This window comes from Streptomyces sp. SCSIO ZS0520, assembly GCF_025643355.1.
GTDB lineage: Bacteria > Actinomycetota > Actinomycetes > Streptomycetales > Streptomycetaceae > Streptomyces > Streptomyces physcomitrii.
Genome location: NZ_CP092644.1, coordinates 3,350,277 through 3,376,044, shown reverse-complemented (window position 1 = coordinate 3,376,044; position 25,768 = coordinate 3,350,277). Strand labels below are relative to the sequence as shown.

Here is a 25,768-nt window from a genome sequence, read left to right as displayed (position 1 = left end):
GCGCCCGCATCAGGGGCCCGTCCGGGCCGGATCCGGACGGCCGCCCGCGGCCCGCGGCTCAGCCCGGCTGCACCACGGCCTGCTGCTCGCCCAGGACGAAATCGGGGTCGACCTGTGCGGCCAGGTCGGTGCCGGTGCGGTCGTTGGCCCAGCTCTGGGCGTTGCGCAGATGGAAGTGCACCATCTGCTGGGTGTAGCGGGCCCAGTCCCGTGCCTCGTAGGTCTCGTCCGCGGCGGCCTGAAGAGCCGCCAGGGCCTGCTTGTTGACGTCTTCCAGGAGCGAGAACCGCGGCGGACGGCCCTTCTCCATGGCGCACACCCACTCCGAGTACCCCGCGGTCACCAGCAGGTCGTCCCCCACCTCCGCCCGCAGGAAGTCGAGGTCGTCCTGCCCCCGCACCTTGTTGCCGACGACCTTCAGCGTGATGCCGAAGTCGCGGGCGTACTCCTTGTACTGGCGGTAGACGGAGACGCCCTTGCGGGTCGGCTCGGCCACCAGGAAGGTCATGTCGAACCGGGTGAACATGCCGGAGGCGAAGGAGTCGGAGCCCGCGGTCATGTCCACGACGGCGTACTCCCCGCGGCCGTCCACCAGGTGGTTCAGGAACAGCTCGACGGCGCCGGTCTTGGAGTGGTAGCAGGAGACGCCGAGGTCCGACTCGGTGAAGGGGCCCGTGACCATCAGACGCGCGGTCCCGCCGTCGAGTTCCACCCCGCGCGCGCAGGCGTCGTACACGGGGTTGTTCTCGCGGATCCGCAGCAGCCGCGAGCCGTCCCCGGGCGGGGTCGTCTTGATCATCGTGGCGGCCGAGAAGATGCGCGGATTCGAACCGCGCAGATAGTCCTTGATCATGGTGAGCCGCGCGCCCATGGCGGGCAGCGCGGCCGCCTCGTCCTCGTCGAGCCCGAGCGCGGCGCCGAGGTGCTGGTTGATGTCGGCGTCCACCGCGACGACCGGGGCGCCGGTGGCGGCGAGATGACGGATGAAGAGGGAGGACAGCGTGGTCTTGCCGCTGCCGCCCTTCCCCACGAAAGCGATCTTCATGTTCATCAACATAGGCCGCCCCGCCGCCCGGACCCGCACCGGCGTGAAGAAGACCACTCCTTCGAGGGGCGCGGGCGGCCGTTGCGTAGGGTCGTCCCCATGAGTACGACTGACCCGCTCGCCGCGCTCGGCTCGCTGCCCGGCGTCGCCGATTCCGTGGAGTCCGTGCGCAAGTCCGTGGACCGCGTGTACGGGCACCGGATCATGCGGCGCCGCAGCAACGAGATCACCTCCGAGGCGGCACTGCGCGGGGCGCGGGGTTCCGCCGCGCTCGCGGGCGCCGACTGGGCGCTCGAAGAGGTGCGGCGGCGGACCGACTTCAGCGCCGACCCCGAGGCGCGCACCGTGGGCGCGGCCCTGCGGCTGACGGCGGAGGCCGGGCAACTGCTGTCGATCTGGCGCCAGTCGCCGCTGCGGGTCCTCGCGCGGCTGCACCTCGTCGCCGCCGCGGACGACTCCGCCCAGGTGGGCCGCCCGCGCCAGCCCGGCGAACCGGTCGCCGAGGAGCTCCTCGACGGGTCCGGCGAACTGCCGCTCCCCGGCGCCGACGAGGTGGCCGGGCGACTCGAGGGCCTCTCCCAGCTGATCATCGCGGGCGGTCAGGCTCCGGCGCTGGTCACCGCCGCCGTGGTGCACGGCGAACTGCTGACCCTGCGCCCCTTCACCTCGCACAACGGACTGGTGGCGCGCACCGCCGAGCGCATCGTCCTGGTGGGCAGCGGACTCGACCCCAAGTCCATCGCCCCCTGCGAGGTGGGCCATGCCGAGCAGGGCGCGGCCGCGTACCGCGAGGCACTCGACGGCTACGCCTCCGGCACGGGCGAGGGCATGGCGGCGTGGATCGCGCACTGCGGTCGCGCCGTGGAGCTGGGCGCCCGGGAGTCCACCGCGGTCTGCGAGGCCCTCCAGCGCGGGGCCGCCTGAGAGGCAGGACGAGTCCCGGCGCCGGGAGCGGCCCGCGGGGACCGGAGCCGGGCAGAAGAATGCGGCGGTACGAGATCTCGTACCGCCGCTGGCATGTCCACCGGGTTACCAAGCGTCCTCGAAGATGTGCCCATCAGGCCGGGATCTTCGCCCGTCACCTGGTGCGGCTGGCCCGTATTCGACGGGTCGACGTCGCGTGGGTGCCCAGTCTCCATGCGCGGTCCGTGGGGCCTGAATGCGTGGTGAGGTGATCCTCTCGGATGTCCCTGGTCTCGCGGGCCGTTGACTCCTTTGTACTCCGGTCCGGGAGCAAGCGGAAGCCGGGCCGCCACTTCTTTGCCTTTCGGCGCCAACGGGCCCGGGCGGTCTCGCCGCCGGCCCCCGCGGCGGCGGGCCTCAGACGGTCCCGCGGCGCCGGCTCGCGTACCAGACGATCCCGGCTGTGGCCGCCGCCGCGCTCACCGCTGCCGCCGCCAACAGGGCGGGGCGGGGCGGCACCGGGATCCGCTGCTTGAGGCGCACCGGCCGGTGGAAGTCGAGTACCGGCCACTCGCGGGCGGCGGCCTCCCGCCGCAGCGCCTTGTCGGGGTTGACCGCGTGCGGACGGCCGACCGATTCGAGCAGCGGGAGGTCGGTCGCCGAGTCGCTGTAGGCGTAGCTGCGCGCCAGGTCGTACCCCTCCGAGTCGGCGAGCTCGCGGATGGCCTCCGCCTTGGTGGGGCCGTAGGCGTAGTAGGCGATCTCGCCGGTGTAGCAGCCGTCCTCGCCCACGACCATCCGGGTCGCGACGACCCGGTCGGCGCCGAGCAGTTCACCGATGGGCTCCACGACCTCCGCGCCGGAGGTGGAGACGATCACCACGTCCCGGCCCGCGGTGTGGTGCTCCTCGATGAGGGAGGCCGCCTCCTCGTAGATGATCGGATCGATGAGATCGTGCAGCGTCTCGGCGACGATCTCCTTCACCTGCTGCACGTTCCATCCGCGGCACAGCGCGGACAGGTACTCGCGCATCCGCTCCATCTGGTCGTGGTCGGCGCCGCCGACGAGGAAGACGAACTGCGTGTACGCGGTACGCAGCGCCGCCCTCCGATTGATGAGCCCTCCCTGGTAGAAGGACTTGCTGAAGGTGAGCGTGCTCGACTTGGCAATGACCGTCTTGTCCAGGTCGAAGAAGGCCGCTGTCCGGGGCAAGGAGTGGTTTTCCACACGCTGAGCATATGCGCCCGCCATTCGGCGTAAGGTGTGGCGCGTGTGTTTGCCTGAGAAGGCCCTCGGGTACACCATGAAGGTCACGGATCGTTCGCGACCGTGCTAACCCGGTCCGGCTCCTCCCCCCCCCCGAGTCGGCCGTGGGGACGACCCCCGCTCTCCCCCCCGGCGGGGGTCGTCGCATGTCCGGATGGGTTTTCCTCCGATGGCCTCCGCGGTGCTCCCCTCTACGCGCGTCCGCGCGCTCCTCGCGCGCCCGGCGCCGCCCTCACCATGATCCGTGACTGTGCGTGAGGGGCTCCGGGGCGCCGAATAAGGCCCCGGACTCCCCCGAACGGGTCGGGGAGTTATTCACCTCCGTCGAGTTATCCACAGGTTTTTACCAAGATCCACAACATTTCCCGGATGCCTGCACGGTGATTCCTGCGCGTCCTGCTTGCGAAGTTCACGAGCGGTTCGGTTTGCCGTGGCCCGGATGTCCCAAGGGATTCGGGGCCCGGCGAAAACCGTCCACCCGTCCTTTTGCGGGCCAGGGCCGCGGGCTCGACGGGGAGCCCGCGGGGGACGCGGCGAAGGGCGGGAGACATGGCAGGAACCAGGGCGCACGAGCACCGTCCGGCGGCCGAGGGGCGCCGGGACGGACCGCTGATCGTCACCGAGGACATGGCGCTCCTCGACGACCTGCTGCGGCTGTGCGCGGCGGCGGGAGCGGAGCGCCCGGTGGTGCACCACGGCGTGCCCCCGGCGCGCGGCACCTGGGAGTCCGCTCCGCTCGTCCTGGTCGGGGACGACGCGGCGGGCCGGGTGCGCTCGGCCCGCCGCAGAGGCGGAGTGGTCCTGGTCGGCCGGGACCAGGACGACGCGGGCGTCTGGCGGCGAGGGGTCGAGATCGGCGCCGACCATGTGCTGGTGCTGCCGGGGGACGAGCGGTGGCTGGTGGACCGCATCGCCGACGCCGCCGAGGGCACCGGCCGCCCGGCGTTCACGGTCGGCGTCCTCGGCGGCCGGGGCGGCGCCGGGGCCTCCACCCTGGCCTGCGCCCTGGCGGTGACCGCGGCACGGGACGGGCGGCGCACCCTGCTCGTCGACGCCGATCCACTCGGCGGCGGACTCGACGTACTCCTCGGCGGCGAGAGCGCCGAAGGGCTGAGATGGCCCGCCTTCACCGAGTCCCGGGGCCGGGTCGGCGGCAACGCCCTGGAGGAGTCCCTCCCCGAACTGCACTCGCTGCGCGTCCTGAGCTGGGACCGCGGGGACACCGTCAGCGTCGCTCCCGAGGCGGTACGGGCCGTGCTCGCCGCGGCCCGCAGGCGCGGCGGCGTGGTCGTCGCGGACCTGCCGAGGCGGGTCGACGAGAGCGCGGGCGAGGTGCTCGCCCAGCTCGACCTGGGCCTGCTCGTGGTCCCGGCGGAGCTGCGCGCCGTCGCCGCGGCCCAGCGCATCGCCGCCGCCGCGGGCATGCTGCTGCGCGATCTGCGGGTGGTCGTGGCGCCGCCCGGGCACGGCACCAGCGGCGTCGGCGGACTCGCCGCCGGTGAGGTCGCCCAGCTGCTCGGACTCCCGCTGGCGGGTGAACTACCCCGCGAAAAAGGCCTGTTGGCGGCACAGGAGAAGGGACGCCCACCCGGTGGCGACGCGCGCGGACCGCTGGCCCGCTTCAGCCGCCGGTTCTGGGAGCAGATGCCGGTGGCCGGAGGCGCGGCATGAGCGCGGTCGTCGGCGCGAAGATGCTGGACGGGGTGCGGCAGTGGCTGGCCGAGAGCGGCTGCGAACCGACACCGGCCCGGGTCGCGGAGGCCCTGCGCGCCCAGGGCCGCCTCCTCGGCGACGCCGAGGTCCTCGGCACCACCGACCGCCTGCGCGCGGAGCTGATCGGCGCCGGCCCGCTGGACCGCCTGCTCGCCGATCCCGAGGTGACCGACGTACTGGTCTCGGCGCCGAACCGCGTCTGGGTCGACCGCGGCACCGGACTCGAACTCACCGGCGTCACCTTCCCCGACGCCGCCACCGTGCGCCGCCTCGCCCAGCGCCTGGCCGCCGTCGCGGGACGCCGGCTCGACGACGCCCGGCCCTGGGTGGACGCCCGCCTGCCCGACGGGACCCGGCTGCACGCGGTGCTGCCACCGGTCGCGGTCGGGGCGACCTGCCTCGCCCTCAGGGTGGTCAGGCCCCGCGCCTTCACCCTGGACGAGCTCGTCGCCGCGGGCACCGTCCCACCGGGCGGCGACCGCATCCTCAGGGCGCTGCTCGACGCCCGCCTCTCGTATCTCATCAGCGGCGGTACCGGCTCGGGCAAGACGACCCTGCTCGCGGCCCTCCTCGGCCTCGTCGGACCCGCCGAACGCATCGTCCTCGCCGAGGACTCCGCCGAACTGCGCCCCGAGCACCCGCACGTGGTACGCCTCGAAGCCCGGCCCGCCAACCAGGAGGGGGCCGGACTCGTCACCCTCCAGGACCTGGTGCGCCAGGCGCTGCGGATGCGCCCCGACCGGCTGGTCGTCGGCGAGGTGCGCGGCCCCGAGGTCGTCCACCTCCTGGCCGCGCTGAACACCGGGCACGAGGGCGGTTGCGGCACCGTGCACGCCAACGCGGCAGCCGATGTCCCGGCCCGCCTCGAAGCGCTCGGCACCGCCGCGGGCCTGGACCGGGCGGCGCTGCACAGCCAGCTGGCCGCGGCCCTGTCCGTGGTGATCCACCTGGTCCGCGACCGCGGCGGCCGCAGGCGCCTCGCCGAGGTGCATGTCCTCAGACGGGACGCTTCCGGACTCGTCGAGACCGTCCCCGCGCTCCGCTGGGGCACCAAGGGCTTCTCCTACGAGGCGGGCTGGCCCCGGCTCGAAGCACTCCTCCTGAAGGGCGCCTCATGAGCCAGGGCGGGGTGTGGGGCGCGGCCTGTGCCGGAGCCTGCTGCGCCGGTGGGGCCTCCTGGCTGGCCACCGGGTCACGCACCGGGGTGCGCAGACTCCGCCGACTGTGCGGGGCGCGGACCGGTTTCGCGCCCGGCCGCCTGCTGCGCGAGCGGCTGACGCCGCGGTTGCGGGACCGGGCGGGCGGCGCGTGGTGGTGCCTGGTGGCCGCCGCCGCGCTCGCGCTGCTCGGCCGCTCGCTGCTGCCCCTGCTCCTCGGCGGCTTGTGCCTTCCGGCGGTACGGCACGGCCTGCGCGCCTCGGCCGCCCGCGCCCGGCGGGAGCGCGGGGCCGAGGCGGTGGTCGCGCTGTGCGGAGTCTTCGCGGGCGAGGTGCGTGCCGGGCGGCAGCCGCCCGGTGCCCTGCTCCTCGCCGCCCGGGAGACCGGCGGCCTGGGGGCGGCACGGGCGCCGGTGATCGCCGCGGCACGCTTCGGCGGCGACGTCCCGGCGGCCCTGCGGACGGCCGCGCGGCAGGAGGGCGCCGAGGGCCTGCTCGGACTGGCCGCCTGCTGGCGGGTGGCCGTGGACCGGGGAGCGGGCCTGGCCGCGGGCGTACAGCGGCTGGAGCGGGCCCTGCGCGAGGAGCGGGCCCAACGAGCGGAACTCCGCGCGCAGTTGGCCGGAGCCAGATCGACCGCGGTGCTGCTCGCCGGGCTTCCGGTGATGGGACTGCTCCTCGGCAGCGCCCTCGGCGCGCGCCCGCTGGACGTCCTGCTGCACCGCCCGGCGGGCCTCGCCTGCCTCGCCGTGGGGGTCTCGCTGGAGGCCGCGGGCCTCTGGTGGGCGCTGCGGATCGTGCGCGGAGCGGAAGAGCGATGAAAGTTATCCACAGCCTGGGGGTGGTCTTGTGCGTGATGACAGTGGCCTGGTGCATGGTGGCCTCGACAACGGAGCGGAGGCGTCGGCGGCACGGCAGGCGCCGCCTGACAGCGGTCCTGGGCGTACGGACGAAGCCGCGCCCGGGAGCGCGGTCGGCCCGGAGCCGCACGGTGCTGCGGCGCTGGGTGCCGGTGGCCGGAGCGGTCTGTGCCGGGTATGTGGTGCTGGGCGGCCCGCTGGGACTCCTGGCGGGTCTGGCGGGTGGCTGGCTGTGCTGGCGGCGGCAGCGCAGGCCCGGCCCGGAGCCGGACTTCGACGCGGCCCGCGCCGCACGGGAACTCCCGCTGGCCGCCGACCTGCTGGCCGCCTGCATCGCCGCCGGGGCCGCCCCGGTGGAGGCGGCGCAGGCGGTGGGGGAGTCGATGGACGGCCCCGTGGGGACGCGCCTGTCCTCCGGCGCGGCCCAACTGCGCCTCGGCGGCGGCCACACCGGCGCCTGGCAGCGGCTCGCGATGCTGCCGGGGGCGAGACCCCTGGCACGGCTCCTGGAGCGCGCGGGCGAGTCGGGTGCCCCGGCTGCCGAGGCGGCGGCCCGCCTGGCGGCTGAGACCCGTGCCGAGTGGGGACGCGCGGCCACCGCCCGCGCCCGCCGCGCCGCGGTCCTCGTCACCGCTCCCGTCGGCCTGTGCTTCCTGCCCGCCTTCGTCGCGCTCGGGGTGCTGCCCGTGGTCATCGGGCTGGCGGGTGGGTTGCTGAGCGGCGGCGGATGACCGTACGCGGTCCGGCGGGGCGGTGCCCCGACACGGGCGCCGCGGTAGAGGCGGCGACAGGGCCATGTACGTGGGTCTGCGGAGACAGCGGCCCGAGACAGAGATCAGAAATCCGAGACAGCGACTCAAGGCAGGGATTCCTTCATGGGGGTTGAGATGTATCGAGCGAGGTACGGAGCGCGGAGGACGGGCGTAAGCGCGCGGGTCGTACGGGTGCGAGCCCGGTGCCGGGACGCGGGAATGGTCACCTCGGAGTACGCGATGGGCCTGATCGCGGCGGTGGCCTTCGCGGGGCTGCTCTACAAGGTGATCACAAGTGCCGCGACCCGCAAGGCACTTCAGGACATCGTCGAGAAGGCGCTCCATGCGCTGTGAGGCCTGGCGGCGGCCTTGGCGAGAAGCGGAGGGCGCCCGCCGCCGGGCCGGACGGAGAGCCCCTGACCAGGGTTTCGTCACCGCCGAGACCGCGGTGGTCCTGCCCGTGCTGGTGGCCTTCGTCGCGGGCCTCCTGTGGCTGCTCCTGGCCGCCGGGGCCCAGCTCCAGTGCGTGGACGCCGCCCGGGCGGGGGCTCGCGCCGCGGCACGGCAGGAGCCCGAGGAGGCCACCGTCGCGGCGGTGAAGGAGGCGGCGCCGCGGGGCGCCCGCGTGGAGATCCGGCGCGAGGGCGAACTCGTGAAGGTCAGGGTCACCGCGACCTCGCCCGGACCCGACCCACTGGCGGTGGAACTCACGCACGAAGCGGTGGCCTTCGCGGAGGAGATGGTCGGCCGGCGCGGCGACACGGGCGAGCAAGGCGAGATAGGCGGGCCAGGCGACACAGGTCGGCACAGCAGCGCGGGCCAGTACGGCGACGCGGGCCAGTACGGCGACGCCGGGCAGAACGGCGGTCTCGGCCGGGACGGCGGTCTCGGACGGAAGGAGGCAGAGGGCGGGGTGGTGATGGGTGGTGACGAATCCGCCCGCGCCGAGGACCCAGCCGTTCACGAACCGGACGGGACGGCAGCGACAACAGCCAGGAGAGCGGGGGCAGATGACGAAGACGGGATACCGGCGGGCGGGCAGCCCCCGCATCGGTAGGCCAACGGGGAGGGCCGCTCCGGAAGACGGCGTCGGCGTACCCCCGCAGCGGGACCGCGGTTCGGCAACGGTCTGGGCCCTCGCGGCACTTACCTGCCTGTGCGTGGTGTGCGGAGCCTTCCTGGCGATGGGCCAGGCCATGGTCACCCGTCACCGGGCCGCCGGAGCCGCGGACCTCGCGGCCCTGGCAGCCGCCGACCACGCCGGAGCGGGGCGGCAGCCGGCCTGTGCGAGCGCCGCCGAAGTGGCCCGCGCTCAGGGCGCCCGGCTCCTGCGGTGCGAAATCCAGGGGGAGGTCTCGGACGTGACCGCGGCTTCCGGTTCGGGCTTCTTCCGCGCCGAAGCCCGGGCGAGGGCGGGTCCCGCAGGTCCCGCGGGTGCGCCAACGGACCACTGGGAAGCGCCGAGCACGGATCCCGGTCGTATCCGAAGCGACTGGGAGGCGAGTACAAGAACGCGCACGGAAGGGGAGGCGCCCACGGGCAACGAGGCATGCACGGAGAGAGGCATCCACGAGCAGGGAGGCATGCACAAGAGCACGCACGGACGCAGAGGACTTCAGCCTGCTCGGACGCAGAGCACTCCCCAGGCGGAGAGGAACCCCACAGACACGGAAGCATTCACAGACACGGCGGCCCGCGCGGAGGCGAAGCCCGCCCGCGCGCGGAGTGTCCTCAACCGGCCCCGGACTGAGGCCCTCCGCCCCCGGCCACCACATCGCTCGGCTCGGCCTCGATCTCCGGACCGCTCGGCTCGGCGTCGATCTCCGTCAGAGCCCCCATCTCTGCCGGGGCCTCGGTCTCCGTCGCGGCCCCGGGCTCCGCCCCCGCACCCCGCAGCAGCACCGTGAGGAGCCGTACCGCGCCCGCCTTGTGCAGGGGGTCGTTGCCGTTGCCGCACTTGGGGGACTGGATGCAGGACGGGCAGCCGCTCTCGCACTCGCAGGAGGTGATCGCCTCGCGCGTGGCCGTCAGCCAGTCGCGGGCCGTGTGGAAGGCCCGTTCGGCGAAGCCCGCCCCGCCGGGGTGGCCGTCGTAGACGAACACCGTGGGCAGCAGGGTGTCGGGATGCAGGGGCACCGAGACGCCGCCGATGTCCCAGCGGTCGCAGGTGGCGAAGATCGGGAGCATGCCGATCGAGGCGTGCTCGGCGGCGTGCAGGGCACCGCCCAGGATCTCCGGTGGGATCCGGGCGGCGTCCAGTTGGTCCTCGGTCACCGTCCACCAGACAGCCCGGGTCCGCAGGGTGCGGGGAGGCAGGTCGAGCTTGGTCTCGCCGAGCACCTCGCCGGTGAGCAGCCTGCGGCGGAGGAAGGAGACGACCCGGTGGGTGACTTCGACGGAGCCGTAGCACAGGCGGCCCTCGCCCCAGGGGACTTCGGTCTCGGTCTCCAGGACGGAGACCGCGGTGGTGTCCCGTGCCACCGTCGAATACGGCGGGCTGGCCTCCTCCACCAGGGCCACCGCGTCCTCCAGGTCCAGGCGCCGGACCAGGTAGGTGCGGCCCTGGTGCAGGTGGACCGCGCCCTCGTGGACGGTGCCGTGCGCGGCCGAGGCGTCCACCGTGCCGAGGAGGCGGCCGGTGCCCTCCTCGACGATCTGCACCGGGCTGCCGCTCTCCCCGCGTATGCCGGTGAGATCGGCGGCGCGTTCGCGGCGGGTCCAGTGCCAGGCGCGGGCGCGGCGGCGCAGCAGCCGTGCGGCTTCGAGCTGCGGCATCAAGCCCGGTGCCGCGGGGCCGAAGAGGGCCAGGTCCGCGTCGGTCAGGGGGAGTTCGGCCGCCGCCGCGCAGAGGTGGGGGGCGAGGACGTAGGGGTTGTCGGGGTCCAGGACGGTCGACTCGACGGGGCGCCGGAAGAGCGCCTCGGGATGGTGCACCAGATAGGTGTCCAGCGGGTCGTCCCGGGCGACGAGCACGGCCAGGGCGCCCTGGCCGGAGCGTCCCGCGCGGCCCGCCTGCTGCCACAGCGAGGCGCGGGTGCCCGGGTACCCGGCGATGACGACGGCGTCCAGTCCGCTGACGTCGACGCCGAGTTCCAGGGCGGTGGTGGCGGCGAGACCGAGCAACTCGCCCGAGTGCAGGGCCTTTTCGAGGCTCCGGCGCTCCTCGGGCAGATAGCCGCCGCGGTAGGCGGCGACGCGCCGGGACAGGGAGCGGTCGACCTCGGCCAGGCGTTCCTGGGCGATGACGGAGATGAGCTCCGCCCCGCGGCGGGACCGTACGAAGGCGACCGAGCGCACGCCCTGCACGGTCAGGTCGGTGAGCAGGTCGGCGGTCTCGGCGGTGGCGGTGCGCCGGACCGGGGCGCCCTTCTCGCCGCGCAGTTCGGTGAGCGGGGGCTCCCAGAGGGCGAAGACGAGTTCGCCGCGGGGGGAGGCGTCGTCGGCGACCTCGCGCACCTCCAGGCCGGTGAGGCGGCCCGCGGCGACGGAGGGCTCGGCGGCGGTCGCCGAGGCGAGGAGGAAGACGGGCTCGGAGCCGTAGCGGGCGCACAGGCGGCGGAGGCGGCGCAGCACCTGGGCGACGTGGGAGCCGAAGACGCCCCGGTAGGTGTGGCACTCGTCGACGACCACGAAGCGCAGGGCGCGCAGGAAGGAGGACCAGCGGGGGTGGGAGGGGAGGATGCCGCGGTGCAGCATGTCCGGGTTGGTCAGCACGTAGTTGGCGTACTGGCGCACCCACTCGCGCTCCTCGACGGGGGTGTCGCCGTCGTACACGGCGGGCCGGACGGCCCTGCCGAGCGGGTCGGCCAGTTCCTTCACGGCGCGGCACTGGTCGGCGGCGAGGGCCTTGGTGGGCGCCAGGTACAGCGCGGTCGCGCCCCGCCCGTTGGGGGCCTCGGAGCCGTCCAGGAGGGCGCTGAGCACCGGAACCAGGTAGGCGAGCGACTTGCCGGAGGCCGTACCGGTGGCGACGACGACGGAGTCCCCGTCCAGGGCGTGCTCGGCGGCCTCGGCCTGGTGCACCCAGGGGTGCTCGATTCCGGCGGACTGCACCGCGGCGATGATCTCTGGCCGGATGCGGTCGGGCCAGACTGCATGGCGGCCCGCACGAGGGGGCAAGTGCTCCGTATGGGTGATGCGCGAAGTGCGGCTCGGGCCCGGTGCCAGGCGGTCCAGGACCGCCTTCGGGTCGAGCCGTTTCGGAGTGTGGTCCTGGCCTGTACGGGCAGGATGATTCTCGGCCATCGGCACCGAGTCTGTCACTGACGTGCCGGACAATGGGCAGAAGGCGTCGTGCATGCCCGCTTGTAAGTGATTGAATGCCATCGCGGCTGGCGATCCGTCTTGGGGGGTCATGCCGAGGTGTCCCTAGGGCGACCGCTCGAGAGCAAGGTGCTGGAGGATTCGTGGACCTGTCCCTGTCGACCCGTACCGTCGGCGATCGCACGGTCGTCGAGGTCGGTGGCGAAATCGATGTGTACACCGCGCCCAAGCTGCGTGAGCAGCTGGTCGAGCTGGTCAACGACGGGAGTTTTCATCTCGTCGTCGACATGGAGGGCGTGGACTTCCTCGACTCCACCGGTCTCGGCGTGCTCGTGGGCGGACTGAAGCGTGTGCGTGCCCATGAGGGTTCGCTGCGTCTCGTCTGCAACCAGGAGCGCATTCTGAAGATCTTCCGGATCACCGGACTGACGAAGGTCTTCCCGATCCACCAGTCGGTCGAGGAAGCGGTAGCTGCCACCGACTGAGATCCTGGTGTCGCTCCGGGCCGTGTGCCCGGGGCGGATCAGCCGGGGGACCGGGCCCTGGGCCCGGCCCCCTGACAGTTCGTCCGTACATCCGAGGGGGATGCATGGCCACCGTTGAGCTCCGCTTCAGCGCGCAGCCCGAGCACGTCAGGACCGCCAGGCTCGTGGCGGCCGCGGTGGCGCGCCGTGCCGGAGTGGACGAGGCCGTACTGGACGAGGTGCGCCTCGCCGTCGGCGAGGCCTGCAGCCGTGCCGTGGGCCTCCATCAGGCGAGCAGTATCGCGGCCCCGGTGCATGTGCAGTTGATCGAGGACGAGAAGCAGTTCTCCATCGAGGTGGGCGACGAGGCACCCAGCGGCGGCGACTCCGCCTCCGGTGCCGAGGACGGCGACGCCGAGAGCGAGGACGAGATGGGTCTCGCGGTCATCAGCGGACTCGTCGACGATGTCGAGGTCTCCGCCGGTGAGAACGGCGGCCTCATCCGGATGTCCTGGCCCACCACGCCCGACCATCCCGAGCCCGTCGCCTGAGTGGTCCCGCCCCCGCGCTGAGCCCCGCTCCGCCCGTCTCGCGGCCGTTGCCGGACCACACCCCCGCGTACCTCCGAACCACCCGCGCTCCGGACTCCTCCGCACGAGTCCGTATGAGCCAAAGCCCCGGCACCCCCTTCGTACGAGCCGGGCGAGCCGGACGAGCCGCATGAGCCGGTAGGGACCTCCTCCTCCGTACGGCTCAGCCCCACGTCCGGGTTCCGCTGCCTACGCTCCGGAACGGGCGGCACGCGGGGCGGCCGTCTTCTGAGCGGTGGCGGGCCCGCGGCGGTGGGCGGTGGAGCGCGAGTGGCGGGGGCCGCCTCACGGGTTCTCCGGTGGCGAAGCGGCACCGTCCGGAACGCCAGTGCACAGCCATGAACAGCGGTTACCGCTTCCGTGCCGGTCCGTGAAATTCCGGTGGGCGGGGGCGCTCAATGCTTTAGGGGCATTAGCACGTTCGGGCTGTTCTCGGCGGAGTGATCGATTTCCGGGCCCCTCACGGGCAGTAATTCCTATTGCAGTGCTCTGTATTGATGAGTGCCCGGTCTCTAGAATCTTCGTCCACATCGTGAGCTCAGCCCCAGCGTCAAGGAGGACGAATGGCGGGGCTATCCCTCCCACAGCGGTTCGACCATTCCCACACTCTCGCAGCCGCGGAACTGACCGACGGCAACCGGCTCATCGTGATCCTCATCGGCGCCGTGGCGCTCGCGGCCCTGGTGGTCGCCGCGGTCCTGGTCCGGCAGGTCCTGGCGGCGGGCGAGGGCACCGACAGCATGAAGAAGATCGCCGCCGCGGTCCAGGAAGGCGCGAACGCCTATCTGGCCCGGCAGTTGAGAACACTCGCGGTTTTCGCGGTGGTGGTGTTCTTCCTGCTCATGCTGCTGCCCGCGGACGACTGGAATCAGCGGATCGGCCGGTCGCTGTTCTTCCTCATCGGCGCGGCATTCTCCGCGGCCACCGGCTATATCGGTATGTGGCTCGCGGTGCGCAGCAATGTGCGTGTGGCGGCTGCGGCGAGAGAGGCGACTCCCGGAGAAGGGGAAGCGCTGAAAGATCTCACCACTGTTTCGCACCGGGCGATGAAGATCGCATTTCGCACCGGCGGAGTGGTGGGCATGTTCACGGTCGGCCTCGGCCTGCTCGGTGCCTCCACCGTCGTCCTCGTCTACGCGGCGGACGCGCCCAAGGTGCTCGAGGGCTTCGGCCTCGGGGCGGCCCTGATCGCGATGTTCATGCGGGTCGGCGGCGGCATCTTCACCAAGGCCGCCGATGTCGGCGCGGACCTCGTCGGCAAGGTCGAGCAGGGCATCCCCGAGGACGATCCGCGCAACGCCGCCACCATCGCCGACAACGTCGGTGACAACGTCGGCGACTGCGCGGGCATGGCGGCGGACCTCTTCGAGTCCTATGCCGTGACCCTGGTGGCCGCGCTGATCCTCGGCAAGGTCGCCTTCGGGGACGCGGGGCTCGCCTTCCCGCTGATCGTTCCGGCGATCGGTGTGGTGACCGCGATGATCGGCATCTTCGCGGTGGCGCCCCGGCGCTCCGACCGCAGCGGGATGTCCGCCATCAACCGCGGCTTCTTCCTCTCCGCCGTGATCTCGCTGGTGCTGGTGGCCGCGGCCGTCTACGCGTACCTGCCGTCCTCGTACGCCGATCTGGACGGCGTCACCGACGGGGCGATCAGCGGGAAGGACGGCGATCCGCGGCTGCTCGCGCTGCTCGCGGTGGCGATCGGCATCGTGATGGCCGCGCTCATCCAGCAGTTGACCGGCTACTTCACCGAGACCAGCCGGCGTCCGGTGCGCGACATCGGCAAGTCCTCGCTCACCGGGCCCGCGACCGTCGTCCTCGCCGGGATCTCGCTCGGCCTGGAGTCGGCGGTCTACACGGCGGTCCTGATCGGGCTCGGGGTGTACGGGGCCTTCCTGCTCGGCGGCACCTCGATCATGCTGGCGCTGTTCGCGGTGGCGCTCGCCGGTACCGGGCTGCTGACCACCGTCGGCGTCATCGTCGCGATGGACACCTTCGGGCCGGTCTCCGACAACGCGCAGGGCATCGCCGAGATGTCGGGCGATGTCGAGGGCGCGGGCGCGCAGGTGCTCACCGACCTCGACGCGGTCGGCAACACCACCAAGGCGATCACCAAGGGCATCGCGATCGCGACGGCGGTGCTCGCCGCGGCGGCGCTCTTCGGCTCGTACCGCGACGCGATCGTGAGCGCGGCGGACGACGTCGGGGAGAGCGTCAGCGGCAAGGACGCGCCGCTGAACCTGCTGATGGACATCTCGCAGCCGAACAACCTGGTCGGCCTGATCGCGGGCGCGGCGGTCGTCTTCCTCTTCTCCGGGCTCGCCATCAACGCGGTCTCGCGCTCGGCGGGCGCCGTGGTCTACGAGGTGCGGCGGCAGTTCCGCGAGAAGCCCGGGATCATGGACTACACCGAGAAGCCGGAGTACGGGCGGGTCGTCGACATCTGCACCAAGGACGCCCTGCGGGAGCTGGCCACGCCGGGACTGCTCGCGGTCATGGCGCCCATCGCGGTCGGCTTCACCCTCGGGGTCGGCGCGCTCGGCGCCTATCTGGCCGGGGCGATCGGCACCGGCACGCTGATGGCCGTCTTCCTCGCCAACTCCGGTGGCGCCTGGGACAACGCCAAGAAGCTCGTGGAGGACGGGCACCACGGCGGCAAGGGCAGCGAGGCGCACGAGGCCACCGTCATCGGCGACACCGTCGGCGACCCCTTCAAGGACACCGCGGGCCCGGCGATCAACCCGCTGCTGAAGGTGATGAACCTGGTGGCGCTGCTCATCGCCCCCGCGGTGGTGAAGTTCAGCTACGGCGAGGACGCGAGCGCGGGCGTGCGCGCGCTGATCGCCGTGGTCTCGCTGCTCGTCATCATCGGCGCGGTGTACGTCTCCAAGCGCCGCGGCATCGCCATGGAGGACGGCGAGGAGACGGCGGGCGGCGGCCCCGACCGGCCGGCGCAGTCGGCGGGGGCGGCCCCGGTGCCGTAGTCCGCACCGGGGCGGTCCCGGCGACCCGGGTCAGCCGACTCGGCGTCAAACGGTGGGCGGAGAGCGCGAATTGACGCGCCCTCCGCCCCTCGCGGTTTCCGCGGAACCCCGTGAGGCTTCTCTCCCTTGGTGCAAATGGCTGCAATAGCAGTCATATCGCTGGCACGACGCGCGGATGTCGCCCACTTGGCGTGTAAGTTCCGGGGCCGAGAGCCATGGAAGGGACCAAACCGGTGAACAAGAAGCTTGCTGCCGCACTGTCCGGCGGTGCGGTACTCGTACTGGCGCTGTCCGGTTGCGGCGACGACAAGAACGAGGAACTGGACAAGTGGGCCAAGTCCGTCTGCGATGACGTCCAGCCGCAGGCCCGGAAGATCGAGGACGCCAACGCGGCCATCCAGAAGCAGACCTCGGACAACAGCAGCCCGAAGGACGTCCAGAAGACCGACTCCAAGGCCTTCCAGGACATGTCCGACGCGTACAAGGCGATCGGCAAGGCGGTCGACGACGCGGGCGCCCCGCCGGTGGACGGCGGCGAGGACAAGCAGAAGAACGCGGTGAAGGAGCTGAACGGCATCTCGAAGTCGTACGGCGACCTCAAGACGCGGGTGGACAAGCTCGACGCCGGTGACCAGTCGAAGTTCGCGGACGGCCTGAAGGGCATCGCCACCGAACTCGACAAGCTGAGCAAGAGCGGCAACAACGCCCTGCAGGACCTGGAGGAGGGCGACGTCGGCAAGGCGATGGCGAAGCAGGAGAGCTGCAAGAACGCCTCCGCGCCGCCCGCCAGCAGCTGACCCGGGCTCCCCCCGACGCGCATCCGGACCCGCGGGCCCGGATGCGCGTCCGCGCGAGGGCCGCCGCCGAGCGGACACAATGGGGCGCGTGAGTACTTCCCGCCGCACACCGCTGCCCTCATCCGACCGCACCGACGTGGCCGCGCGGCTGCGCGAGGCGCTGCTCGCCTGCGACTTCACCGCGGACGGCCTGCTCGAACTCCTCGGCGCGCCCGCCTACGCGGCGCTCGCCCGCAGCGAGACGGTGCCCGCGCTGCGCGCCACCCGCGGGGACTCGCCGCTCGAAACGCTCGTCCGGCTCTTCCTGCTCCAGCAGCCGGTGCCGCGGGAGGGCGCCGCCAAGGCGCTGCCGGTGGCGGACTGCCTGGCCGGCGGCTGGCTGGTGCCGACCGGCGAGGGCGAGGTGGCCGCGGTCGTCGACGTACGGCCCTACGGCGGTCCTGCGGGCGAGGACTGGTTCATCGTCTCCGACCTGGGCTGCGCGGTCGGCGGGGCGGGCGGCATCGGCAGCGCCGACGAGGGCGTCGTCCTCGGCGTGGGCGGCGCCTCCACCACGCTGGCGCAGATCACGGTGCGCACCCCGGTGGACTCCGCCCTCGACCTCGGCACCGGATCCGGCGTCCAGGCCCTGCACGCGGCGCGGCACGCGACCCGGGTGAGCGCCACCGACGTCAACCCGCGCGCGCTGGAGATCACCCGGCTGACCCTGGCGCTCTCCGGGGCGGCCGAGGCGGACCTGCTCCAGGGCTCGCTCTTCGATCCGGTGGGGGAGCGCACCTTCGACCTCGTCGTCTCCAATCCGCCCTTCGTGATCTCGCCCGCGGGGCCCTCCGGCGAGGAGACCGCCGCTTCCGGCGAGCAGGGCGCGGGGCGGCTCGTCTACCGGGACGGCGGGATGAACGGGGACGATCTGTGCCGGACGCTCGTTCAGCAGGTGGGGGAGCGGCTCAACGAGAGGGGGTACGCGCAGTTTCTGGCCAACTGGCAGCACATCGAGGGCGAGGAGTGGACCGAGCGGCTCCGCTCCTGGGTGCCGCGCGGCTGCGACGCCTGGATCGTGCAGCGCGAGGTCCAGGACATCACCCAGTACGTGGAGCTGTGGCTGCGGGACGCCGGGGCGCACCGCGGCGATCCGGCCCGGTACGCCGCGCGCTACGACGCCTGGCTCCAGGAGTTCGAGGCGAGCGGCACCAAGGCGATCGGCTTCGGCTGGATCACGCTGCGCCGCAATGCCACCGCCGAGCCCTCGATCACCGTCGAGGAGTGGCCGCACCCCGTGGAGCAGCCGCTCGGCGACACGGTGCACGCCCACTTCATGCGGCAGGACTATCTGCGGGCGCATGACGACGCCGCCCTGCTCGAAGGGCACTTCCGGCTCGCCGCCGAGGTCGTGCAGGAGCAGGTCGGCCTGCCCGGGGCGGAGGACCCGGAGCACGTCGTGCTGCGCCAGCACCGGGGCATGCGCCGGGCGACCGAGGTGGACACCGTCGGCGCGGGCTTCGCCGGGGTCTGCGACGGCAGCCTGAGCGCGGGCCGGATCCTGGACGCCATCGCCCAACTGCTCGGCGAGGACCCGGTGTTGCTCCGCGACCGCACCCCCGCGCAGATCCGCCTCCTGGTGGAGCAGGGATTTCTGGAGCCCGTCGCGGGCTGACCGGCCGGTGCCGCCCGCCGCCGGATGTGAACCCGGTCGCATCCGCCGGGCCCGCCGCGGCGGCGTCCCTCCCCGCCTCGCTGCCGGTCCCCGCAGACGGGTTTCCGGCATTTCCCGCGGACCCGGCGGCCCAGGCCACCGGACCGCGGGCCACCGCCCCGGCCGCGGTCCTGACCAGGCCCAGGGCCCTCGCCGGGCGGTCGGCGGCGAGGCGGGGAAGGGGTGCGCTCCGGCTGCTCCCCGGACGGCCGGCGGACGGCCCGTGCGGCAGAAACGCCGGTAGTCGGGTTACCGTTCGAGTGGCCGTTGCGGGCTTTTCCCGTTTGACACGGGGGCGGGCTGTACCGTCACACTCCGCAGCGTCGCACCAAGACCGCCCCCGGGCCCCAGGGCCGAGCGGGGAGCCACAGCGCCGACGGAGAGAAGAGCGAAGTTGTCCCCGACCAGCGAGGCCGCGCAGGGCGGCCGCCGACTCGTCATTGTCGAGTCGCCTGCCAAGGCGAAGACGATCAAGGGCTATCTCGGCCCCGGGTACGTCGTCGAGGCAAGCGTCGGGCACATCCGCGACCTTCCCAACGGTGCCGCCGAGGTCCCGGACAAGTACACGGGTGAGGTGCGCCGCCTCGGCGTCGACGTGGAGCACGACTTCCAGCCCATCTACGTCGTCAACGCGGACAAGAAGGCGCAGGTCAAGAAGCTCAAGGACCTGCTGCGCGACTCCGACGAACTCTTCCTCGCCACCGATGAGGACCGCGAGGGCGAGGCCATCGCCTGGCACCTGCAGGAAGTGCTCAAGCCCAAGATCCCCGTCCACCGGATGGTCTTCCACGAGATCACCAAGGACGCGATCCGCTCCGCCGTCGCCAACCCGCGCGAGCTGAACAAGAAGCTCGTCGACGCCCAGGAGACCCGCCGCATCCTCGACCGCCTCTACGGCTACGAGGTCTCGCCGGTCCTGTGGAAGAAGGTCATGCCGCGGCTCTCGGCGGGCCGCGTCCAGTCGGTGGCCACCCGCCTGGTCGTCGAGCGGGAGCGCGAGCGCATCGCCTTCCGCTCCGCCTCGTACTGGGACCTCACCGGCACCTTCGCCACCGGCCGCGCGGGCGACGCCTCCGACCCGTCCACCCTGGTCGCCCGGCTCGCCGCGGTCGACGGCAAGCGGGTGGCGCAGGGCCGCGACTTCGACTCGCTCGGCAGGCTCAAGAGCGACACCCTCCACCTGGACGAGGCGAACGCCCGCGCGCTCGCCGCCGCCCTGGAGCAGACCGCGTTCGCGGTCCGCGCGGTCGAGTCGAAGCCGTACCGCCGCTCGCCGTACGCGCCCTTCCGCACCACCACCCTCCAGCAGGAGGCCAGCCGCAAGCTCGGCTTCGGTGCGAAGTCGACGATGCAGATCGCGCAGAAGCTGTACGAGAACGGCTTCATCACCTATATGCGTACCGACTCCACGACCCTCTCCGAGACGGCCGTGGGTGCCGCCCGGGCGCAGGTCACGCAGCTGTACGGCGCCGACTACCTGCCGGAGAAGCCGCGCACCTACGCGGGCAAGGTCAAGAACGCCCAGGAGGCGCACGAGGCGATCCGCCCCTCGGGGGACCGTTTCCGCACCCCGGCCGAGACCGGCCTGACCGGCGACCAGTTCAAGCTGTACGAGCTGATCTGGAAGCGCACCGTCGCCTCCCAGATGAAGGACGCGACCGGCAACAGCGTCACCGTCCGCATCGCGGGCACCGCCGCGGACGGCCGGGACGCCGAGTTCACCGCCTCCGGCAAGACGATCACCTTCCACGGCTTCCTCAAGGCCTATGTGGAGGGCGCGGACGACCCCAACGCCGAGCTGGACGACCGCGAGCGCCGCCTGCCCCAGGTGAACGAGGGCGACGCGCTCTCCGCCGAGGAGATCACCGCCGACGGGCACGCCACCAAGCCGCCCGCCCGCTACACCGAGGCCAGCCTGGTCAAGGAGCTGGAGGAGCGGGAGATCGGCCGCCCCTCCACGTACGCCTCGATCATCGGGACGATCCTGGACCGCGGCTACGTCTTCAAGAAGGGCACCGCGCTCGTCCCCTCCTTCCTCTCCTTCGCGGTGGTCAACCTCCTGGAGAAGCACTTCGGGCGGCTGGTCGACTACGACTTCACCGCCCGCATGGAGGACGACCTCGACCGCATCGCGCGCGGTGAGGCGCAGGCCGTGCCGTGGCTGCGGCGCTTCTACTTCGGTGAGGGCGAGGGCACCGGGGTCGCGGCCGAGGCCGGCAACGGCGACGGCGACCACCTCGGCGGCCTCAAGGAACTCGTGACCGACCTCGGCGCCATCGACGCCCGGGAGGTCTCCTCCTTCCCGGTCGGCAACGAGATCGTGCTCCGGGTCGGCCGCTACGGCCCCTACATCGAGCGCGGCGAACGCGACAGCGAGAACCACCAGCGGGCCGACATCCCCGAGGACCTCGCACCCGACGAACTGACCGTCGAGATCGCCGAGGAACTGCTCGCCCGGCCCAGCGGCGACTTCGCGCTCGGCACCGACCCGGTCAGCGGCCACGAGATCGTCGCCAAGGACGGCCGCTACGGCCCGTACGTCACCGAGGTGCTCCCCGAGGGCACCCCGAAGACCGGCAAGAACGCCGTGAAGCCGCGGACCGCCTCGCTCTTCAAGTCGATGGCGCTCGACACGGTCACCCTTGAGGACGCGCTCCGGCTGATGTCGCTGCCGCGGGTGGTCGGCAAGGACGCCGAGGGCGTGGAGATCACCGCGCAGAACGGCCGCTACGGCCCGTACCTGAAGAAGGGCACGGACTCGCGTTCGCTGCAGAGCGAGGACCAGATCTTCGGCATCACCCTCGACGAGGCCCTCGCGATCTACGCCCAGCCCAAGCAGCGGGGCCGCGCCGCCGCCAAGCCGCCGCTGAAGGAGCTGGGCGAGGACCCGGTCAGCGGGAAGCCGGTGGTGGTCAAGGACGGCCGCTTCGGCCCGTACGTCACCGACGGCGAGACCAATGCGACGCTGCGGTCCGCCGACAGCGTCGAGGAGATCACCGCCGAGCGCGGCTTCGAGCTGCTCGCGGAGAAGCGCGCCAAGGGACCGGCCAAGAAGACCGCGAAGAAGGCGGCGAAGAAGGCCCCGGCCAAGAAGACGGCGGCGAAGAAGACGGCCGCGAAGAAGACCACCACGGCGAAGAAGAGCACCGCCAAGAAGGCGACGGCCGCCAAGACCGCCGCCGGCGGCTCCGAGGACTGACCTCTCGGGGCGGGTTCCCGGTCCGCGCCCGCTCGCCTGCGACTTCGGCCGCCTCCGCACTCCGGTGCGGGGGCGGCCCTGTCGTCTGCCGAGTGGTCCGGGGCGTCGGCCGCGCGGATCCGGCGGGGCGTACGCGAGCGGAGTGCGCGCGGGCGTATGGCGGTGGCGGGCGCGGGGCGTGCGCGAGAACTGGCCACTCCGGCGTGCGCGATCCGCGCGTGCGCCGGGGCCGCTTTGCGAGCGCACTCGCGCCCGGCCCGCGAGCACATCCCGTCCGGTTCGCGCGGGGCAGCCCCCTTTTGGCCCGTGCAGGCGGGCCGAAACGGAGAGAAGACGTGCACATGTTCGGACGGGCCCGACGGCGAGCGGGAGCCTGCGGATAGGCTGTCAGGATGACGCGAACCGAGCAGCGGGCGGCCTTCCAGGCGGCCCCCGACGACGATCTCGCCGCCGATTCCCGGGAGCGCGCCGTTCGCGCCCTGCTGCGCGCGCCCCAGCTGAAGCGGCTGTGGAGCGCGCAACTGGTCACCGGGGTCGGCGACGTCCTCGCGCTCTTCGTCCTGGTGCTCCTGGTGCTCCAGGCGGCCATCCAGGAGAGCGCGTTCGGCGGCGGCTACCGCGGGGTGGCGTTCGCGCTCGCCGCGGTCTTCGGGGCGCGCATTCTCGCCACCCTGCTCTTCGGCGCCGTCCTGCTCGGCCCGCTCAGCGCCCTCATCGCGCCGGGCACCCGGCGCGAGAAGCCCGCGAAGGGCACCGCCACCGGGGAGAAGCAGCCCGGCGCGGGCAAGCGCGAGGCAGGCGCCAAGCGCGAGGGCGGGCTCCTCGACCGCCGCTGGACCATGGCCGGCGCGGACGGACTGCGCGCGCTCCTGCTGATCGTCGCCCCGCTGTGGATCGACTGGTCCCCACAGAACGCCCTCGCGGTCCTGCTGGTCACCGTCTTCGTCGCCGGGGTCGCCGAGCGCTTCTGGACCGTCTGCCGCGAGAGCGCCGCCCCCGCCCTGCTGCCCGCGCCGCCGCCGGAGGGCGCCAGTGTGCGCCCGCTGCCCGACCACCAGGACGCGCTGCGCCGCCTCTCGCTGCGCACCGCCTTCGTCGCCGTGCCCCTCGCGGCGGCCGCCCTCGTCGTCACCGGCCTGCTCACCAAGGCCCTCGGCACCGGCATCGACTGGTTCGGCGCGCACCAGGCCTCGCTCACCTCGTACGTGGCCGCGGGCCTGTTCGCCGCCTCGCTGTCCGTCGTCGTCTTCCTCGAACTGCCCGCGACCGCCACCCCGCGCCCGCGCTCCCCGCTGGAGGGACTGCGCCGCCCCCGCCACCAGGACGGCCGCGACAAGGGCCGCACCGGCGCGATCCCGCTCCTCGTGCTCGCCTGCGCCGCCCTCGCCGGGGCGGTCTCGGCCGCGGTCGCGGTCGCCGTGCTGCACGGCAAGGACCTGGACGGCGGCCCGGTCACCTACGGGCTCCTGGTGCTCGCCCTGACCGGCGGCACCGTGGCGGGCATCCGCCTCGCCCCCTCTGTACTGCCGGTCCTCTCCCGGCGCCGCCTGCTCGCGCTCTCGCTCGCCGTGACCGGGATCGCCCTGCTCGCCGCCGGACTCGTACCGGACCTCGCGACCGTCGTCGTCATCCTCGCCCTCGGCGCGACCGCCGCGGGCATCGCCGCCCACACCGGCCACCTCCTGATCGACCAGGAGACCGAGGAGCCCCGCCGCGCCCGGATGACCACCCATCTGCAGGCGGTGGTACGGGTGTTCGTCGCGCTCGGCACCCTCGCCGCCCCGCTGCTGGCCGCGGCGATCGGCCCGCACCGCCTCGGCAACGGCGACTTCGTCTTCGCGCACGGCGGCGCCGCCTTCACGCTGATGCTGGTCGGCGCGCTGCTGCTGCCGGTCGCCGCGCTGGTGCTCGCCAAGTCCGACGACCGCTCCGGGGTGCCGCTCCGTCAGGACCTGCGGGAGGCGCTGCGCGGCGCGGACCCGGTCCAGGCGCCGTCGGCCACCGGCTTCTTCCTCGCCCTCGAGGGCGGCGACGGCTCCGGGAAGTCCACCCAGGCCGAGGCGCTCGCCGAGTGGATCCGCGCCAAGGGCCACGAGGTCGTGCTCACCCGCGAGCCGGGCGCCACCCCGGTCGGCAAGCGGCTGCGCTCCATCCTGCTCGACGTCTCCAGCGCGGGCCTCTCGCACCGCGCCGAGGCCCTGCTCTACGCGGCCGACCGCGCCGAGCACGTCGACACGGTGGTACGGCCCGCCCTGGAACGCGGCGCCATCGTCATCAGCGACCGCTACATCGACTCCTCCGTCGCCTACCAGGGCGCCGGCCGCGATCTCTCGCCGACCGAGGTCGCCCGCATCTCGCGCTGGGCCACGGACGGACTCGTACCCCATCTGACCGTGCTGCTCGACGTCGCGCCCGAGACGGCGCGCGAGCGCTTCACGGAGGCGCCGGACCGGCTCGAGTCGGAGCCCGCGGAGTTCCACGCCCGGGTGCGCTCCGGGTTCCTGACGCTGGCGGCCGGTGACCCCGGGCGCTACCTCGTGGTGGACGGCGGGCAGGAGCCCGAGGCCGTCACGGCGGTCGTCCGGCACCGGCTGGACACCGTACTGCCGCTCTCCGAGGCCGAGGTCGAGGCCCGCGAGGAGGCGCGCAAGGCCGCCGAGGAGGAGGCCAGGCGCCGCGCGGAGGAAGAGGCGCGGCGCAAGGCCGAGGAGGAGCGCCTGGAGCGCGAGCGGCAGGCCGAACTCGCCCGCCTCCGCGCCGAGGAGGAGGAGCGCAAGCGCCGCGAACTCGAGGAGGCCCAGGCCCGCGAGGCCGAACGCCAGGCCGAGGCCGCCCGGCTGCGCGCCGAGGAGGCCCGCCGCAAGGCCGAGGAGGAGCAGGCCCGCATGCTCGCCGAGGAGCAGGCCAGGGCCGCCGAGGAGGAGCGCCGCCGCAAGGCCGAGGAGGAGGCCCGCCGGGTCGCCGCCGAGGAGGCCAGGGTGCACGCCGAGGCCGAGGAGCGCCGCCTGGAGAAGCAGCGCAAGGCGGAGGAGGCCCTGCTGCGCGCCGAGGAGGCGCGCCGGGCCGCCGCGGCCGCGGCCGCCGAGGCGAAGGCGCGCGCCGAACGGGAGGAGGCCGCCCAGCGGGAAGCCGCCCTCGCGGAGGCCGCCCGCCAGGAGGCCGCGGAGCGCGAGGCCGCCGCGGCACAGGAGGCCGCCCGCGCCGAGGCGGCCCGGCAGGCGGCGGCCCGCGAGGAGGCCGCCCGCGCCGCCGAGGCACGAGCCGCCGAGGACCGCGAGACCACGGTGGAGACGCCCATGGTGGGCAACCCGCCGCCCGGGACCGGCCACCCGGACAACGAGATCACGGTCGAGAACCCCGTGGTGCGGGACACCGGCCGCGCGGACAGCGGCCGTCACGACAGCGGCCGTGCGGACAACGAGACCACGGTGCCGACCCCGGTCGTGGCCCCGCCCGCGGACGCGGAGGAGACCACGGTCCTGCCGCCGGTCCGCCCCGAGGACCACCACGACTCCGAGGAGACCACGGTGCTGCCCCAGCCCGGGGCGCCGGAGCCGGGGGCCCGCGGGGCCGACGAGACCGCGGTGCTGCCCCAGGTGCGCGAGGAGCGCGGCGACCCGATCGACCGGGTCCCCTCGCACTACTTCCGGGAGGACTCCGGCCAGGACCAACGGCCCCTGGAGCAGCCCGAGGCGAACGACCGCACCCGCGAACTCCCGCAGATCGACCCGGAGTCCGGCCGCCCGCGCCGCCGCTCCGACTGGGCCGAGGAGACCCCGCTGGACGACCTCCCGACCCTCGCCGACGAACTCCTCGGCCCGCACGAGGACGAGGACGAGCAGCCCCGCCGCCGCTGGCGCTGAGGCGGTCCACCGGTGGGGTGAGCATGTCTCCGCCGTGTGCTGTACGGGGCCCGGGTCCGCCGCTCACCGCGGGGGCCCGGGCCTTCGTCCGGCGGGGCGGACCGGCGTGCGGCGGGGGCGGGCTCGTGTGCGGTGGGCGTGAACTGGTGTGCGGCGGGGGCGGGTTCGGCCGCGGCGCGCGGCGGAGGTTGTCCACAGGGCGCCCGGTTGTCGTAGGTG

17 protein-coding genes and 1 pseudogene are annotated in these 25,768 nt (G+C 73.4%); 15 read left to right on the top strand and 3 right to left on the bottom strand.

Annotated features, from left to right (window positions below):
- Positions 1-58 precede the first annotated feature (58 nt).
- On the bottom strand, positions 59-1,051 hold the full coding sequence (locus MID12_RS12880; RefSeq protein ID WP_263167102.1) for an ATP-binding protein: 993 nt from the start codon (positions 1,049-1,051) through the stop codon (positions 59-61).
- A 93-nt stretch (positions 1,052-1,144) separates the two neighbouring features.
- On the opposite strand from MID12_RS12880, the gene MID12_RS12875 reads away from it, so the two are divergent.
- Positions 1,145-1,969, top strand: a complete 825-nt coding sequence (locus tag MID12_RS12875; RefSeq protein ID WP_263167100.1) for an oxidoreductase — start codon at positions 1,145-1,147, stop codon at positions 1,967-1,969.
- 396 nt (positions 1,970-2,365) lie between these two features.
- Here MID12_RS12875 and MID12_RS12870 read toward each other — a convergent pair whose 3' ends face one another.
- On the bottom strand, positions 2,366-3,199 hold the full coding sequence (locus MID12_RS12870) for an HAD family hydrolase (protein ID WP_263167098.1): 834 nt from the start codon (positions 3,197-3,199) through the stop codon (positions 2,366-2,368).
- Between the two features lie 564 nt (positions 3,200-3,763).
- Here MID12_RS12870 and ssd point away from each other — a divergent pair.
- The 7 genes and pseudogenes from ssd to MID12_RS12835 form a co-directional block, all read left to right on the top strand.
- The gene (ssd, locus tag MID12_RS12865) at positions 3,764-4,885 is read left to right on the top strand and encodes a septum site-determining protein Ssd (protein ID WP_263167096.1); all 1,122 of its coding nucleotides are present in this window, start codon (positions 3,764-3,766) and stop codon (positions 4,883-4,885) included.
- A complete protein-coding gene (locus MID12_RS12860; RefSeq protein WP_040250139.1) occupies positions 4,882-6,045 on the top strand; it encodes a TadA family conjugal transfer-associated ATPase in 1,164 nt (387 codons plus the stop codon). Before ssd ends, MID12_RS12860 begins: the two co-directional genes overlap by 4 nt.
- A complete protein-coding gene (locus tag MID12_RS12855; protein ID WP_263167093.1) occupies positions 6,042-6,905 on the top strand; it encodes a type II secretion system F family protein in 864 nt (287 codons plus the stop codon). The genes MID12_RS12860 and MID12_RS12855 overlap by 4 nt, the downstream gene beginning before the upstream one ends.
- Before the next feature lie 170 nt (positions 6,906-7,075).
- Positions 7,076-7,675: a type II secretion system F family protein gene (locus MID12_RS12850; RefSeq protein WP_397915094.1), complete on the top strand. Its 600-nt coding sequence runs from the start codon at positions 7,076-7,078 to the stop codon at positions 7,673-7,675.
- Between the two features lie 240 nt (positions 7,676-7,915).
- Entirely contained in the window at positions 7,916-8,050 is a 135-nt protein-coding gene (locus MID12_RS32445) for a DUF4244 domain-containing protein (RefSeq protein ID WP_040250129.1), read from the top strand.
- A complete protein-coding gene (locus tag MID12_RS32440; RefSeq protein WP_411576947.1) occupies positions 8,040-8,753 on the top strand; it encodes a TadE family type IV pilus minor pilin in 714 nt (237 codons plus the stop codon). The genes MID12_RS32445 and MID12_RS32440 overlap by 11 nt, the downstream gene beginning before the upstream one ends.
- Positions 8,707-9,057: pseudogene (locus MID12_RS12835) on the top strand (Rv3654c family TadE-like protein); the annotation flags it as partial. The gene MID12_RS32440 and the pseudogene MID12_RS12835, both read left to right, overlap by 47 nt.
- Before the next feature lie 370 nt (positions 9,058-9,427).
- Here MID12_RS12835 and MID12_RS12830 read toward each other — a convergent pair.
- Positions 9,428-12,022, bottom strand: coding sequence for a DEAD/DEAH box helicase (locus tag MID12_RS12830; RefSeq protein WP_263167088.1), 2,595 nt, complete (start codon positions 12,020-12,022; stop codon positions 9,428-9,430).
- An 80-nt stretch (positions 12,023-12,102) separates the two neighbouring features.
- On the opposite strand from MID12_RS12830, the gene bldG reads away from it, so the two are divergent.
- The 7 genes from bldG to tmk all read left to right on the top strand — a co-directional run bounded on the left by bldG (position 12,103) and on the right by tmk (position 25,549).
- Entirely contained in the window at positions 12,103-12,444 is a 342-nt protein-coding gene (gene bldG, locus MID12_RS12825; RefSeq protein ID WP_040250126.1) for an anti-sigma factor antagonist BldG, read from the top strand.
- A 104-nt stretch (positions 12,445-12,548) separates the two neighbouring features.
- A complete protein-coding gene (locus tag MID12_RS12820; protein WP_040250124.1) occupies positions 12,549-12,974 on the top strand; it encodes an ATP-binding protein in 426 nt (141 codons plus the stop codon).
- Between the two features lie 602 nt (positions 12,975-13,576).
- A complete protein-coding gene (locus MID12_RS12815; RefSeq protein ID WP_263167083.1) occupies positions 13,577-15,997 on the top strand; it encodes a sodium-translocating pyrophosphatase in 2,421 nt (806 codons plus the stop codon).
- 215 nt (positions 15,998-16,212) lie between these two features.
- A complete protein-coding gene (locus MID12_RS12810) occupies positions 16,213-16,794 on the top strand; it encodes a small secreted protein (protein WP_078844933.1) in 582 nt (193 codons plus the stop codon).
- A gap of 79 nt (positions 16,795-16,873) precedes the next feature.
- On the top strand, positions 16,874-18,448 hold the full coding sequence (locus MID12_RS12805; RefSeq protein WP_263167078.1) for a methyltransferase: 1,575 nt from the start codon (positions 16,874-16,876) through the stop codon (positions 18,446-18,448).
- 433 nt (positions 18,449-18,881) lie between these two features.
- Entirely contained in the window at positions 18,882-21,686 is a 2,805-nt protein-coding gene (gene topA, locus MID12_RS12800) for a type I DNA topoisomerase (protein WP_263167076.1), read from the top strand.
- Positions 21,687-22,078: 392 nt separating this feature from the next.
- Positions 22,079-25,549, top strand: a complete 3,471-nt coding sequence (tmk, locus tag MID12_RS12795; protein WP_263167075.1) for a dTMP kinase — start codon at positions 22,079-22,081, stop codon at positions 25,547-25,549.
- Positions 25,550-25,768 lie beyond the last annotated feature (219 nt).

What these genes read in the sequence shown, in the direction of transcription:
- MID12_RS12820 (WP_040250124.1), top strand. Translation starts at nt 12,549, where the DNA reads ATGGCCACCGTTGAGCTCCGCTTCAGCGCGCAGCCCGAGCACGTCAGG.
- MID12_RS12805 (WP_263167078.1), top strand. Translation starts at nt 16,874, where the DNA reads ATGGGGCGCGTGAGTACTTCCCGCCGCACACCGCTGCCCTCATCCGAC.
- MID12_RS12830 (WP_263167088.1), bottom strand. Translation starts at nt 12,022, where the DNA reads ATGGCATTCAATCACTTACAAGCGGGCATGCACGACGCCTTCTGCCCA.
- MID12_RS12875 (WP_263167100.1), top strand. Translation starts at nt 1,145, where the DNA reads ATGAGTACGACTGACCCGCTCGCCGCGCTCGGCTCGCTGCCCGGCGTC.
- MID12_RS32440 (WP_411576947.1), top strand. Translation starts at nt 8,040, where the DNA reads ATGCGCTGTGAGGCCTGGCGGCGGCCTTGGCGAGAAGCGGAGGGCGCC.
- ssd (WP_263167096.1), top strand. Translation starts at nt 3,764, where the DNA reads ATGGCAGGAACCAGGGCGCACGAGCACCGTCCGGCGGCCGAGGGGCGC.
- MID12_RS12815 (WP_263167083.1), top strand. Translation starts at nt 13,577, where the DNA reads ATGGCGGGGCTATCCCTCCCACAGCGGTTCGACCATTCCCACACTCTC.
- tmk (WP_263167075.1), top strand. Translation starts at nt 22,079, where the DNA reads ATGACGCGAACCGAGCAGCGGGCGGCCTTCCAGGCGGCCCCCGACGAC.
- MID12_RS12860 (WP_040250139.1), top strand. Translation starts at nt 4,882, where the DNA reads ATGAGCGCGGTCGTCGGCGCGAAGATGCTGGACGGGGTGCGGCAGTGG.
- MID12_RS12810 (WP_078844933.1), top strand. Translation starts at nt 16,213, where the DNA reads ATGGAAGGGACCAAACCGGTGAACAAGAAGCTTGCTGCCGCACTGTCC.
- MID12_RS12870 (WP_263167098.1), bottom strand. Translation starts at nt 3,199, where the DNA reads ATGGCGGGCGCATATGCTCAGCGTGTGGAAAACCACTCCTTGCCCCGG.
- MID12_RS12880 (WP_263167102.1), bottom strand. Translation starts at nt 1,051, where the DNA reads ATGAACATGAAGATCGCTTTCGTGGGGAAGGGCGGCAGCGGCAAGACC.
- MID12_RS12855 (WP_263167093.1), top strand. Translation starts at nt 6,042, where the DNA reads ATGAGCCAGGGCGGGGTGTGGGGCGCGGCCTGTGCCGGAGCCTGCTGC.
- MID12_RS32445 (WP_040250129.1), top strand. Translation starts at nt 7,916, where the DNA reads ATGGTCACCTCGGAGTACGCGATGGGCCTGATCGCGGCGGTGGCCTTC.